Genomic DNA, 13,999 nt, shown 5'->3' on the forward strand with positions numbered 1-13,999 from the left:
GCGCTAATTGCCGATATGACTATTGATACAGGTATGATTCGAGCGAAGAGAAGCATAGATTTGAATTGTGATTTTGGCGAAGGCTATGGCGCATATTCGTTTGGCCAGGATGCAGCGCTCCTTAAGCATGTGACCTCCGTGAATATCGCCTGCGGCTTCCATGCCGGCGACCCGCACACGATGCGAGAAGCAGTGGAACGGGCCGCAGGCGCGGGCGTTGCCATCGGCGCGCATCCGGGCCTGCCTGACCGGCTCGGCTTCGGCCGCCGGGAGATGGCAGTCAGCCCGCAGGAGGTCTACGATTTGACGCTCTACCAAATCGGAGCGCTGCAAGCTTTCGTTCAAAGCATCACCGGCGGCACGCTGCGACACGTGAAGCCGCATGGCGCACTCTATCATATGGCCGGCCGCAACCCTGCCCTTGCGGAGGCTTTCGTGCGCGCCGTGAAAACATTCGATGCTTCTTTATTGATATTCGGGCAATGGGGAAGCGAGCTGCTGACAGCTGCGGATAAACAGGGGATGCTTCGTGTATCGGAAGTGTTTGCCGACCGCACCTATCAGGAAGATGGAAAGTTGACGCCGCGCGATATGCCAGGCGCGTTGCTTAAGACTCCGGACGCTGCGCTAGCGCAGACGCTCGCCATTCTTACCCATGGCAAGGTCAAGACAACATCAGGTTTGGAGACGACCGTACAGGGAGATACCCTTTGCCTGCACGGTGACGGTCCGCATGCCGCCGAGTTTGCCGCGATGCTGCGTCAAGGCTTGGAAGGCGCTGGTGTTGAACTTCGGCCGCCGCATGCCTATTAAGAATATCTATTCATTCGCGACAGACATGCAGACAGCAGTGGCTTTTTGTTGAAGGAGGACATCATGTCAATAAACCGGGCGGAAAAAATAACGATATGGACGGCATTGGTCGCCATCTTCAGCTTTATCCTTGTGCGTTGCTTACATCGTGAACTCTTTATGGCAATTCCAGAACGGATGTATTTATTCGTTCATTCTGGCATGGAATTTATCGGCTTTGCCATTAGTTTCACGATGCTTGTACTCGGCTGGTTATTTTTCGCCAAATCATTATCGAAACATCGGCTATACACCGCCGCCTTATTTAGTGCAATCGGCTTGTTTGATCTGTTGCACGCGCTAACCTCGAGAGGGATGCCCTACTATATGACGGCAGGGGAGACGACGATATCGTCGCTGTTCTCCGATACCGCTCAGGTAGTCGGCGCTGTTGGCTTGTTTGTGATTTTCCGCAAGAACGATGCGCCTATTCGAGCATCACATCGGTTGCCAGCTTTCGCCTTGTCGCTAGGCCTTGCTGCAACAGTTGCTGTGTTCTATTACATGATCGCCGAACAGTCATCGGTACCTGTGTTAGCTGGCAAGCCGCTTGAATTGCTGCGCTGGCTTGTACATTTTGTCATTATTTTCGCCTACATAAGCACAATTACGATGGTTTTGTATTTGAATCGGACCGAACGTCCGCAAGCTCTACTAACGATCATACAGTCGCTCGTATTTTTCACGATCGCGAGTCTGCAATTCATCCTTGGCTCTAATATTCATGGCAGCGATTTAGTATTCGGACATCTTTATAAGCTTGCTGGCTACTACTTTCTAATGAAGGGGATCTATTACGTAACGATCTACGAGCCGTTCAAGCAAGAGAAACGGTCAGAATCTCGCATTAATTATTTGGCTTACCATGATGAATTGACAGGCTTGTCCAACCGCCGGTTGCTCAAGGATAAGCTTGAAGAAGAGCTTACGCGCGCCAAAGTGAATGAGAGCCGATTGGCTGTTTTCCTGTTTGATATCGACCGATTCAAGAACGTCAACGATGCGCTAGGCCATTCATTTGGCGATCAGATGCTGCTTGCTGTATCCGATCGGTTACGCTATGCCGCGGGTAAAGGGAATCATCTGTTCCGAATGGGCGGGGACGAGTTTGTTATGCTGATGCCGGACATTCAGGAAGCAGAGGACGAACGTGTCGAGAAGCAGGCAAAGGCGATTATGGGGCTCTTCGATGCGCCGTTCGTGCTTGGCGATGCGGAATATCATATTACGATCAGTCTTGGTATCTCCTTCTTCCCGAAGGATGGCGAGAGTGTCGAGGTGCTGCTGAAGAACGCAGATACTGCCATGTATAGCGCCAAAGCGCACCGTAACGAATATAGCAGCTATGAGCCGGAGATGAACCAGAAAGCGCATGATCGGCTGCGTCTGGAGAGCGACCTGCGCAAGGCGATCGAGCAGGAGCAGTTCTCCCTGGCTTACCAGCCGCTCGTTAATCTAACCACGGGCCAGGTGGTCGGTGTCGAAGCGCTTGTCCGCTGGAATCACCCCAAGCGGGGACTACTGCCGCCAGGCGAATTTATTCCGCTTACCGAAGAGAACGGACTTATACTCCAGCTCGGTGAATGGGTACTTAAGGCAGCGTGTAAGCAAAATGTTGCTTGGCAGCAAGCAGGATTACCGCAGATGATGATGTCCGTCAACTTGTCCATGCGACAGTTCAGGCAGCATCAGCTCGCGGAACGGATTAAAGATATTTTGGTGCAGACCGGCATGCCGCCACAGTTTCTCGAGCTTGAGATCACCGAGAGTATGACGAGTGATGTCGAGTTTGCTGCTGAGACGCTAACAAGCTTGAAGGAGCTTGGTGTGCAGATTAGTATTGACGATTTCGGTACAGGCTACAGCTCGCTAGTCTCCTTGAAGCGGTTTCCGATCGATAAGCTGAAGATCGACCGTTCGTTTGTCGGTGATTTATCACAGGGCGGAAGTGACGCAGCAATCGTTTCAACCATTACGACGATGGCGAAGAATCTGAAGCTGAAAGTGACGGCTGAAGGCGTCGAGAATGACGAGCAAATCAAGTTTTTACGTGACAGCAATTGTGAGGAAGCGCAAGGATTTTACTTTACGAAGCCGATTCCGGCGAACTTGTTCGAGAATTGGTACAGGCACCGCAGTCAGTCCGCGTAATTTAGCCCCAAGGAGTTAGTTGATCATGCACGAACGACTTACTGCGGTATTTATTTACGGTTCATTACTGCCAGGGCATAGCAATCATCATGTGGCGGCGGATTATATCCACGCCTCGCGGCCTGGTGTCATTCAGGGACGGCTCGTTGATTACGGGCCGTATCCGGCATTGCTCCGTGATGATAAAGCGCGTGAAAGCAGGTTGGTCGTGCGCGGGCTGTGGGTGGATGTGAATGAATTAGGGTTGAAGCGAATGGATCAGCTGGAGCAGTTTCTAGGTATTGAAGAGGATAATGACTACGATCGGATCTGGGTGCAGGATGTGGATTCGCCTGCTATGAGCGGGTGGGTGTATGTGTGGGAGTCGCCGCGTGGCTGCCCTGCAATTGAGGAGCCTTATTGGCCTGATTACTTTGCCCGCAAGTTAGGGCGGATCTGACGCGGCGTGGTTACTTAATCATTGAGAGATGGCGAAGTCGATGTCATCGTTATACGTATTGTTGAATTACGCTCAGCCGTCGTGCTGAGCGTTTTTACGTTATTCATCGTATGGATGATCCCGAAGGCGAGCAGCATACAAGCCATCGTATAGATGATGACACGTTTTATCGTATGAATGAGCGCTGTTCCATCATCACGATGAATGGTTCTGCGGCGGATGGATTGACGCCAGATCAGCAGTGCCGGCGAAGCCAGAATGAGCAGTCCGACAGCCAAAGTCAGTTTACGGTATTCCATACCGATTGGAAAGACGTTAATGGCGGCATAGATCAAGGCTTCCACGACAAACGCTTGAATAGGTACAACGAGAGCCACTTCCGAGGCAGCCCGGCGTTTCGTGCGGTTAGCCATCTCTGTACTGTTCTTAGGCTGCAGATGGATCAACTCCAGCAGGCGAGGGACTGAGAAGAAGGCAATAGCCGCTGACGGCAGTGCAATTAATGTGACGAATAGCAGTAAATTATCAAGCACGAACCATTCACGGTAGGAATATGTCGCAATGAGAAGTATCATTTTGCCGATCGCTAGAAGTGTCATGGTTGCGAGCAGAATTAACGTAACAAAGGCGGTGCGTTTCAAGCTTTCCATCGTCTTGCGGAAAGCAAGACTGCCAGAGGCCAGTCCGGCGAACAGAGCTAACAGGAGTAGTACAATTACAAGAACGGCATTGGTCACATAAACTTTCTCGGACATGATGATTTTCCTCCTTCTCCACGTGTTCTTCCATTATTCAGTGTACAAGGAAGTGATAATTACCGTGAATTGGCTCTGGTCTAGTTTCTCGGCTAGACGTTAGTCTAGTTGTGAATGATCGCGTTTTCGAGTACCTTCCGGTAAGCTCGATTATAGGATGCAGATTGTATCGTCAATTGATGAATTGAATAATCGTCCAATTACTGATGGATTACTTACCCGCACGTCCAAAAAATTTCTTATCCTTATTGTATCACGAAGAAGCCAAATCAAGTATGTTGTACACATAAAAATCAAAAAGACTGCCATGTGGAATCGGCAGTCTTCGTATGCTTTACAGGTCGCCCCAGTTGAGGTTGGACGATTTGCTGTAGTTGGTTACCTTTTGTTCGAAGAAGTCGGTTTTCATGCCGTTCATGTTGCTGAAGCTCTCAACCCACTTCATTGGATGCTCCACGATTTCTGGATATAGGATATCCAGGTTCAGCTTGCGCAGACGCTCGTTGGAGAGGAACTTGATGTAGCTCTCGATAATCTCGTCTGTCAAACCAGGAATTTGGTTGTTCGTAATGTATTTGCCCCACTCGATTTCATGCTCAACAGCTGTACGCATCATTTGGCGCAGCTCTTCGATCAGTACCGGTGTGAACAGCTCCGGGTTCTCCTTACGCACTTCACGGAAGATCCCTTGGAATAATGCAAGATGAGTCAGCTCATCACGCTGAATATATTTGATTTCGGACACAGTCCCGAGCATTTTACCTTGACGGCCAAGCGCGTAGAAGAAGCTGAAGCCGCTGTAGAAGTAGATGCCTTCGAGAATGTAGTTCGCCATAATTGTCTTAAGAAGGTTTTGCGACGATGGGTTCGCGATAAAGTTCTCATACAGGTCCGTAATGAAACGGTTCCGTTTGAGCAGGTTTTTATCTTCACGCCACAAGTTATAAATTTGGTCACGTACTTCGGGAGAGACGACGCTATCCAGGATGTACGAGTAGGATTGGCTATGAACTGCTTCTTGGAACGCCTGTACGGTTAAGCACAGGTTAACCTCAGGTGCTGTAATATACTCATTAATGTTCGGCAGGTTCGCCGTCTGAAGCGAATCAAGGAAAATCAGGAAGCTAATAATTTTATCGTAGCTGTTACGCTCGGAGAGCGACAGGTTTCTATAATCCTTTGCATCCTGAGCAAGTGGAATTTCTTCTGGAATCCAGAAGTTATTCATCATTGTGCGGTACATCTTCGTTGCCCAGTCATATTTCACGTTGTTAAGCTCGATCAGGTTCGTCGTGTTTCCGCCAATGATACGGCGTTTACCCCAATCCCGGTCGCCTTCTTCGTTGAAAAGCTTCTTCTTCTGCAGATCCATAAAATGGGCTGCCTCCTTCTGCTTCCTCATGTAGCTGCTTAGTTTATTATTTGAGAATGGGAGCCCTGCGGTCCGGATTGAGTCTCCAATCGCTGTTGTAGTTCGGATTCAACGGATTCAATAAAACATTTAGAGGTATGAATCCGACTACAAAGGCGTTTCCGACTTCAATCCGGCCCTCCGGGCTTATATTCTCGTATTAAGCGCTGCAGCTTACACAATCTTCGACTTCAAGGCTCTTATTACGGCAGTAGTAAACGGTTTTCAGGCCGTTCTCCCATGCTGCCATGTAGAGATCCATAAATTCCTTCGCCGAATAGTTCGGCGTAATGTACAGGTTGAACGATTGCGCTTGGTCGATATGGCGCTGACGACGACCCGCTGCGCGGATGCTCCAGTGCTGATCGATGTGATGCGCTTCTTTGTAGAACCAGAACGTTTCTTCGTTCAGGTTAGGCGCTGTTTGCGGGATGACCGCGTTCTTCTTCTCTTCGACGAAGAACTTGTTGAAGATTGGATCGATACCAGCCGTCGAACCAGCGATAAGCGAAGTGGACGCTGTAGGTGCGATTGCGAACATCCACGCGTTGCGGACGCCGTTCTCGGCTACATCCTTCTTCAGTTTCTGCCAGTGTGGGGCATCGTAACCGCGACGCTCGAAAAATTCGCCTGTATGCCATTCGCTGCCTTCAAATACGCGGTAAGAGCCTTTTTCCTTGGCAATTTCCATAGATGCTTTGATGGCATAGTAGTTGATCCATTCGTACAGCTCATCAGCACGGTCCAGATGTTCCTCGGATTCCCATGCAATGCCGTTCAGCGCAAGCCATTGGTGGTAACCGCTTGTGCCAAGGCCGACTGCACGATACTTCTGGTTCGTAATCTCCGCTTGCGGGATTGGGTAATGGTTCAAGTCGATAACATTATCCATCATCCGCATTTGGCAGGATACAACCTCTTCAATTTCCTCAAGCGTCCTTGTACGGCCGAGGTTCAAAGAGGAGAGGTTACATACGACGTAGTCGCCGCTCTTCACTTGTGTCGAGATAATGCCGTCTTCATGCGTCGTCGTCAAGTACTCAGTCGCGCTCATGTTCTGGCAGATCTCTGTGCAGAGGTTCGAGCAGTAGACGATACCTTTGTGCTTGTTCGGGTTCGCACGGTTAACCGTATCACGGTAGAAGATGAACGGCGTACCTGTTTCGAAGGAGCTCGCAAGAATCTTCTTCATAATCTCGATAGCTGGCACTTCATCACGGGAAAGCTCAGGATGGTTCACGCACTCTTCGTAACGGCGTTCCCACTCTTCGCCCCAGGCATCTTCAAGCGCCCAGCCCATGTAGCTGCGAACTTCATGCGGATCGAACAGGCACCAGGACTCACGCTCTTGCACTTTACGCATGAAGAGATCTGGAATACATACGCCAGGGAAGATGTCGTGCGCCTTCATCCGGTCGTCACCATTGTTCGTCTTGAGGTTCAAGAAGTCGAAAATATCTTTATGCCATACGTCTAGGTATACCGCAACCGCGCCGGAACGAACGCCCAGCTGGTCAACCGCAACCGCCGTATTGTTGTAGTTCTTGATCCAAGGCACAACGCCGCCAGCAACACCTTTGAAACCACGGATGTTGGAACCACGGCTGCGCACTTTACCGATGTAGATACCCATGCCGCCGCCGAATTTGGAAACTTGCGCGAAGCTGGAGTCTACATTGTAGATGCCCCACAGGTTGTCAGGCACGGTGTCGATGAAGCAGCTGGACAATTGATGGAATGGTTTACGTGCATTTGCGAGCGTAGGTGTCGCCACTGTCATTTGCAGGCGGCTTAGCACGTCGTAGAACTTGCGAGCCCAGCCCAGCTTGTCCGTTTCCTTCATCGCTAGGTGCATCGCTACGCCCATGAACAGCTCTTGCGGAAGCTCGAGCACATCGCCGCTGAAGCTCTTGATCAAATAACGATCGGCAAGCGTCTTAAGTCCGATGTAGTTGAACAAGTAGTCGCGCTCAGGCACGATGTAATTGCCAAGCTCACGGATTTCATCGCGTGTGTAGTGCTCTAGTATGTAGCTGCCATAGAGCCCTTTGTCTGTCAGGTACGTAATGAGAGAGTAGAAATCGCCATAGCCAAAATAGCCGTATTTGCGGTTGATTGCAGATTCTTTATAGAGGTCATACACAAGAAGTTTAGCTGCAACGTACTGCCAGTTCGGCTGCTCGATGCTTGTTTTCTCCACTGCAACTTGTGTGAGCGTGCGTTGAATTTCCTTAGTTGTAATGTTGTTGCGGAAATATGGAAGCAAAGCTGTCTCAAGCTCTAGCGGGTCACAATCGTTGTAGCCCACACACGAAAAATCGATGACTTTTTTTAGCTTTGAAAAGATAAGTTCTTCTTTCTGACCGTTCCTCTTAATTATATCCACGAGCGGAGCCTCTCCTTGTCGAAGATTGTCTTCCGACAACCCCTGATACACAATATGTTGTTATCGCTTTTCTAAATTACACCAATATATAGTGTCTGTCAAGGTATAGTATTCGACATCGAGCAAGTCCGTGACTGCTGTTTTACGGCTTGAAAACAGGATGAAAACGTGCAGTGACGCACCTTCTGAAGCCTTACAAAACTCTACTAATCAAGACAGTGCTCCTATAAAAAAGTTAGCTACATTCAAACAGCGAAAACTAATTATAGCACTAACTGCCTTCTCTATGTGTTGACAATAATAGGGATAAATCATGTCGAATCAATCGGCCGCGATTTGAGCTGTTTTCGAAATTGACATTGGTGTTGAACGTCGACCTTTAGTACACTAAGGCTGTATTGTTAATCGACAGAACCTATTGTAAAAGAGAGGACGTGACTTCTAATCCGCTATGAGCCGTAAATTGAACAAATACCTATCACTTATTCAAGCAGCAGCCATCTCCATCTGGATGTGCCTGATGCTTCTTAGCATGCCGGGAGCCGTCGCCGCGCATGCGGAGCTTGAACGAACCGTGCCAGAGCCGAATGCGAAATATGAGCAAAGCCCAACGGCCGTCGAGCTATCCTTCAATGAATCGATTGAACCTGAGGTCGGCGCCATTAAAGTGCTGGATTCCAAATCTCGCCCTGTAACAGACAAAGCGCCTACTGCCAGCAAGGACGGACAGTCGCTTACACTGCCGCTACCGAAGCTAACAGAAGGCGTGTATACCGTTTCTTATGCGGTCATTTCCGAGGACGGACATCCGATAAGCGGATCGTACGTATTTGTTGTCGGCAATGTGACCGAAGGAGTTGATGCCGCAACCTTCGACCCGCACAAAGAGCTTGGTCATGAGGGACATAGTGTATCCACACAGCTAACCATTAATCAATTCATTATTTATGCAGTGCGTGCAGTCTATTACGCATCGCTGCTGCTCGCTGCAGGCCTCATGCTATGGCCGCTGCTCACAAGAGGACGCGGTGAACAGCTGCGACAGCTTCAGAAGAAATGGGAGATGCTCGCTCTTCAGACGCTGCTCGTCGCTTCGCTTCTTTATATATTCGTGCACGCGCGCGAGATCCTTACCGGCTATCCAAGCTCGGAATACAGCAAGCTGTTCCTGCGCACGACAATTGGCCATGAATGGGTAGCGCTGCTGGCATTCGCTCTCATCGGATTTATTATCGTCCGATTCGGTCCAATAATGAAGGCTTTGTGGGCAGCTGGCATTCTTGTACTGGAAAGCCTTAGTGGTCACGCTGTCGTATTTACGCCGAAAATATCGTCCGTGCTGTTCGATTTCGTGCACCTTGCAGCCGCATCAGTGTGGGTAGGAGGCTTGCTGCTGCTTCTAGTGCTGTGGATGGCAGATCGTAAGGAAGCTGGGCGCTTCGCCGTTGTATTCTCGCGGGCAGCCTTACTGTCTATTACGCTTCTCGTACTGACAGGGATGGGACTTACGCTGCTCTTCCTGCCGTCGCTTCATTACCTGTTCTATACCGCATGGGGAACGATTCTGCTTGTGAAGACAGGCCTTGTCGTGTTCGTGCTTGGCGTTGGAGGCTTGCTTCACTTGCGCGTGCGAAGAGGCGACCTGCCGACAACCGTACTGCTTCGCGTAGATGCAGCGCTAATGGCGCTTATTATCGTATGTGCGGCGCTCTTTACCTATATAAGTCCATTGCCCGCGAACGAGCCTGTACTGTACCACAAGATGGGCGACAAGATGCACCTCTCGCTCCGAGTAACGCCTAACAAGCCAGGAGAGAACAATTTCATCGTCAAAGTATGGCTGCCGGATGCGACTGGCGCGCCCAAGTCGGTGAAGCTGAGGCTGTTCTCGCTCGATCGCCCAGATCTCGGACCGATTGATGTGCCAATCAAAGCTTTTGAAGATCCAGAAATAACTTCTTTCGACGGCTTCGTGAAAGCGGCGTTTACGACGGAAGGTCCATTCGTTCCGTTCGCAGGCCGTTGGCAGGCCGAAATCCGTGTCATGGATAAAGACGATAATGAAACGGTGGAGAAGACGGAGTTCCGCAACTACTAAATAATGATAGCTGATAACTGATTCGAGGAAGGGGGAGAAAACGCGAATGTCGTCGTATAAACGGATCAAATGGTTCATACTGTGGACGCCGACGCTGACGATTGCGCTGTGGGAATACCTTAGGCATACGATTCTGTTGCCATACGTGTCGATGGAGCTTGGCAACTGGTTAACGCCTGTCATCGTTATGACCGTAACGGCGACGCTTGTCATTAAGCTGTTTCGAATGCTGGAAGAAACGAATGAGTCGCTGCAGCAGGCCAAATCTGCCAAAGCGGCTTTCATGGAACGCGAGCAGCTGGCGCGCGAGCTGCATGATGGCATATCGCAGTCGCTCTTCCTCTTGTCAGTTAAGCTCGACAAGCTTGAGCAGGCGAAGGACAATGAGCAGGTCATGGAGACGGCGCAGCAGCTTCGGCGCACCGTCCGCCATGTGTATGAAGATGTGCGCCAATCCATTGCGAGCCTGCGAAGCGAGCCGTCACGTACGGACGTGCAGTGGATGCAGGCAGTTCGGGAGATGGCGGAGGAGCTGCGGCGCGGCGGACTGGATGCACAGCTGGATTGGCGACTGGGCGACAGTCTGCTGAGCAGCAAAGAGAAGGTGGAGCTGCTCGCCATCGTCCGCGAGGCGATGCTGAACGTGCAGAAGCATGCGCATGCCACGCAGCTGATTGTGCATGCTGTGCCAATAGGCGAAGCTCCTGGCGCCGTAGACTTCCGCTGCACCATCACGGATAACGGCATCGGCGCGCTGCCTGAGCAGCTCGGCGCTAAAGGACGATACGGCATTCGAATGATGCGTGACCGCGCAGAGGCGATGGGCTGGCAATTCCAAGTGCGAAGCCGAGATGAGCTGGAGCATGGCGCAACAGTAGAAGTCATCAAGGAGGCGCAGGGCCGATGAGCGAACAGAAGCAGATTACAGTTCTGCTGGCGGACGATCATCCGCATGGCCGTGAAGGAATGCGGGATATTGTGAGCGGGGATGCGGCATTCCTCATTGCAGGGGAAGCGGCAAACGGTGAAGAGGCAGTCAGGCTAGCTGCCGAGCTCGTCCCGGATCTTGTATTAATGGATATTAATATGCCGGTGATGAACGGGATGGAAGCGACGCAGCATATTAAAGCGATCGATCCTCGCATTAAGATCATTATGGTGACTGTATCTGATGATATTAGCGATCTGTTCGAAGCAATCAAGCGCGGGGCACAAGGCTACCTGCTGAAGAACTTATCACCGTCGGCGTGGCTGGAATACCTTCGCGCCGTAGCGGTTGACGAGGCGCCGTTGTCCAAAGAGCTGGCGTTTCGGATGCTGCAGGAGTTTAACGGCGGGAGCAAGGGAATGGAGACACAGCTAAACGGGGGAAGCAGAGCAGGCTCATCCGAGGAGGAAGCGTACCATACTGCTCTGACGCATCGGGAGCGCGAAGTGCTTGAAGGGGTCGCATCAGGCAGCTCCAACCGGCAGATTGCGGAGAGCTTCGGCATTTCGGAGCATACGGTGAAGAACCATCTGAAAAATATTTTGCAGAAGCTTCACTTGGATAACAGGGTTCAGCTAACGCGATATGCGCTTGAGAAGGGTTTAATTCCGAAGAAATGAACGAGCCGACAATATATTGTAACAATCATATAGCTCTATCGAGCCATGCCCTCGATAATATTCTGGGCTATACTCCTCTGTAGAGATGAATGAGGAGGAGCAATCCACTATGAATAAGTTGAAAAAATGGTCCATACTTACACTAACAGCACTATCCCTATTCCTGTTCGCAGGAATCGCTAGCGCGCACGTTACGGTGCAGCCCCCGACAGCGGAGGCGAACAGCTATCAAGTCTTCGCGGTTCGCGTGCCGAGCGAGAAAGAGAACGTAACGACAACGGCTGTTAAAGTCAAAGTACCTGACGGTGTGAAGGTGAGCCGCGTGGAGCCCAAAACAGGCTGGAAATACGAGCTTGAGCGCAATGCAGACACGAAGGCGATCACCGCGATTACGTGGACAGCGGAAGGCGCAGGCTTGTCGCAGACGGAGTTTACGGAATTCCGTGTATCCGGTAAAGTTGCACAGGATGCGACACAGCTCGTATGGAAAGCGTACCAAACGTACAGCGACAAATCGTTAGTGGAATGGGTTGGCGGCGAAGATGCGGAATACCCTGCTTCTGTAACGACGGTTACTGCGGCGGCTGCAGGCGAAGGGGACAGTCACGGCGGCGGTACATCGGCAGAACCGGCTGGTAACAAGGATGCAGCAACGTCGAATGCTTCTGCGGGATCGAGCAACAGCTCTGCAGGCAATGCGGCGACTACGACAGACAGCGGCCACCAAGCAGCAACGAACGATGCAACTGCTTCGGCGCAAGAGACAGATCAGCCAATGACAGCAGCTGAAGACAGCACGAAAGCGAACGTAACGCTTGGCCTTGCGATTGCAGCTGTGGTGCTTGCAGCGGCAGCGCTTGTCGTGGCGTCAACACGGAAGAAACGTTAATCCAAGCTTTTCGCGGAGAAGACTTGCGCGGTGACAGTATAATTAATTATAATAGAAGCTATATATCTTAATGCGATGAGGAAGAAGAGTACGCAGTGCTTTCTTAACAGGGAGAAGACGCCGCAGATTGAGAGCGTCTTTAAGAAATCAGGCTGCCGAAGTTCGCTTCCGAGCAGACTCTTGAAGGGCGCAGCTGCTAAAGCTGCAGCTTTGTAGAGAGTACCGGTTTTCCGGCCGATATCCGGAGTTTGAGGAATTTTTCCGCGAGGATGGATAGCGGAGGAGTTCGAACTAGGGTGGTAACACGGTTCTTTCGTCCCTTACGGGGAGAGAGGACCGTTTTTTATTTGCTTAAGAGAGGAATGGTCAGAAGATGAAAGAGCGTTTGGAAGCATTGCGCGCCGAGGCGCTGCAGGAGCTGCAGCAAGTAGCCGGGCCGCAGCAGTTGAATGATTTGCGGGTCAAATATTTAGGCAAGAAAGGTGCGCTAACCGAAATTCTTCGCGGCATGGGTGCTCTGAGCGCTGAAGAGCGTCCGATTATCGGGCAAGTCGGCAACGAAGTCCGCGCAGCAATTGAAGAAGTCATCGAGACGAAGCAGGCTGCATTCCAGCAAGCGGAGACAGAGAATCGCCTTCGCGAGGAAACCATCGATGTCACGCTGCCAGGCAAGAAGCTTGGAGCAGGCGCGGTCCACCCGCTTAACAAGGTGGCGCAGGAGATCGAGGATGCTTTTATCGGCATGGGTTATACCATTGCGGAAGGACCTGAGGTTGAGTCCGACTACTATAACTTCGAAGCGTTGAACCTGCCGAAGAACCACCCTGCGCGCGATATGCAGGATTCGTTCTACGTAACGGAAGATATTCTGATGCGTACGCACACATCGCCGGTGCAAGTTCGCACGATGAAAGCGATGAACGGCAAGCCAGTTAAAGTCATCTGCCCGGGCAAAGTTTATCGCCGTGACGATGACGATGCGACGCATTCGTTCCAGTTCAATCAGATTGAAGGGCTCGTAATCGGGCCGAACATCCGCATGAGCGACTTGAAAGGCACTTTGCTGCAATTCGTACAGCAAATGTTCGGCAAGCAGGCGCAAATTCGTCTGCGTCCGAGCTTCTTCCCATTCACAGAGCCAAGCGCTGAAGTGGATGTCACTTGCGTGCAATGCGGCGGTCATGGCTGCCGGATGTGCAAGCAGACCGGTTGGCTCGAAATTCTCGGCTGCGGCATGGTTCACCCGCGCGTGCTCGAGATGGGCGGCTACGATCCGAACGAAGTCAGCGGCTTCGCATTCGGCATGGGCGTAGAGCGTATCGCTCTCCTCAAGTACGGCATCGACGATATTCGTCATTTCTATACGAACGATCTGCGCTTCCTGAGCCAGTTTGTCCGAATGTGAGAAGG

At 51.1% G+C, this 13,999-nt stretch carries 11 protein-coding genes; 8 read left to right on the top strand and 3 right to left on the bottom strand.

The genetic code is table 11. The features are described 5' to 3' along the window. The first annotated feature begins 15 nt into the window (after positions 1 to 15). The 3 genes from AC0LWF_RS15680 (at position 16) to AC0LWF_RS15690 (ending at position 3,442) form a co-directional block, all read left to right on the top strand. Positions 16 to 813, top strand: coding sequence for a LamB/YcsF family protein (locus AC0LWF_RS15680; RefSeq protein WP_474652468.1), 798 nt, complete (start codon positions 16 to 18; stop codon positions 811 to 813). 63 nt (positions 814 to 876) lie between these two features. Further along, complete coding sequence (locus tag AC0LWF_RS15685; protein ID WP_474652469.1) at positions 877 to 3,003, top strand: putative bifunctional diguanylate cyclase/phosphodiesterase; 2,127 nt, start codon at positions 877 to 879, stop codon at positions 3,001 to 3,003. 25 nt (positions 3,004 to 3,028) lie between these two features. Then, positions 3,029 to 3,442, top strand: a complete 414-nt coding sequence (locus AC0LWF_RS15690; protein ID WP_474652470.1) for a gamma-glutamylcyclotransferase family protein — start codon at positions 3,029 to 3,031, stop codon at positions 3,440 to 3,442. A gap of 14 nt (positions 3,443 to 3,456) precedes the next feature. Here the strand turns inward: AC0LWF_RS15690 and AC0LWF_RS15695 are convergent, their stop codons facing one another. The 3 genes from AC0LWF_RS15695 to AC0LWF_RS15705 form a co-directional block, all read right to left on the bottom strand. Then, complete coding sequence (locus AC0LWF_RS15695) at positions 3,457 to 4,197, bottom strand: hypothetical protein (RefSeq protein WP_474652471.1); 741 nt, start codon at positions 4,195 to 4,197, stop codon at positions 3,457 to 3,459. A gap of 334 nt (positions 4,198 to 4,531) precedes the next feature. Further along, positions 4,532 to 5,569 carry a ribonucleotide-diphosphate reductase subunit beta gene (locus AC0LWF_RS15700; protein WP_474652472.1) on the bottom strand — a complete coding sequence of 346 codons (1,038 nt, stop codon included), beginning with the start codon at positions 5,567 to 5,569 and terminating at the stop codon, positions 4,532 to 4,534. A 199-nt stretch (positions 5,570 to 5,768) separates the two neighbouring features. Beyond that, complete coding sequence (locus AC0LWF_RS15705) at positions 5,769 to 7,994, bottom strand: ribonucleoside-diphosphate reductase subunit alpha (protein ID WP_474652473.1); 2,226 nt, start codon at positions 7,992 to 7,994, stop codon at positions 5,769 to 5,771. A gap of 463 nt (positions 7,995 to 8,457) precedes the next feature. On the opposite strand from AC0LWF_RS15705, the gene AC0LWF_RS15710 reads away from it, so the two are divergent. The 5 genes from AC0LWF_RS15710 (at position 8,458) to pheS (ending at position 13,994) form a co-directional block, all read left to right on the top strand. Continuing rightward, a complete protein-coding gene (locus AC0LWF_RS15710) occupies positions 8,458 to 10,092 on the top strand; it encodes a copper resistance CopC/CopD family protein (RefSeq protein ID WP_474652474.1) in 1,635 nt (544 codons plus the stop codon). A 46-nt stretch (positions 10,093 to 10,138) separates the two neighbouring features. Then, positions 10,139 to 10,999 carry a sensor histidine kinase gene (locus AC0LWF_RS15715; protein ID WP_474652475.1) on the top strand — a complete coding sequence of 287 codons (861 nt, stop codon included), beginning with the start codon at positions 10,139 to 10,141 and terminating at the stop codon, positions 10,997 to 10,999. Then, positions 10,996 to 11,700: a response regulator gene (locus AC0LWF_RS15720; protein ID WP_474652476.1), complete on the top strand. Its 705-nt coding sequence runs from the start codon at positions 10,996 to 10,998 to the stop codon at positions 11,698 to 11,700. The genes AC0LWF_RS15715 and AC0LWF_RS15720 overlap by 4 nt, the downstream gene beginning before the upstream one ends. A 109-nt stretch (positions 11,701 to 11,809) precedes the next feature. After that, positions 11,810 to 12,589 (top strand): YcnI family copper-binding membrane protein, encoded by a 780-nt coding sequence (locus AC0LWF_RS15725; protein WP_474652477.1) that lies wholly within the window; start codon positions 11,810 to 11,812, stop codon positions 12,587 to 12,589. 373 nt (positions 12,590 to 12,962) lie between these two features. Then, the gene (pheS, locus tag AC0LWF_RS15730; RefSeq protein WP_474652478.1) at positions 12,963 to 13,994 is read left to right on the top strand and encodes a phenylalanine--tRNA ligase subunit alpha; all 1,032 of its coding nucleotides are present in this window, start codon (positions 12,963 to 12,965) and stop codon (positions 13,992 to 13,994) included. The last annotated feature ends 5 nt before the right edge of the window (positions 13,995 to 13,999 follow it).

The organism is Paenibacillus sp. sgz302114 (assembly GCF_056120345.1).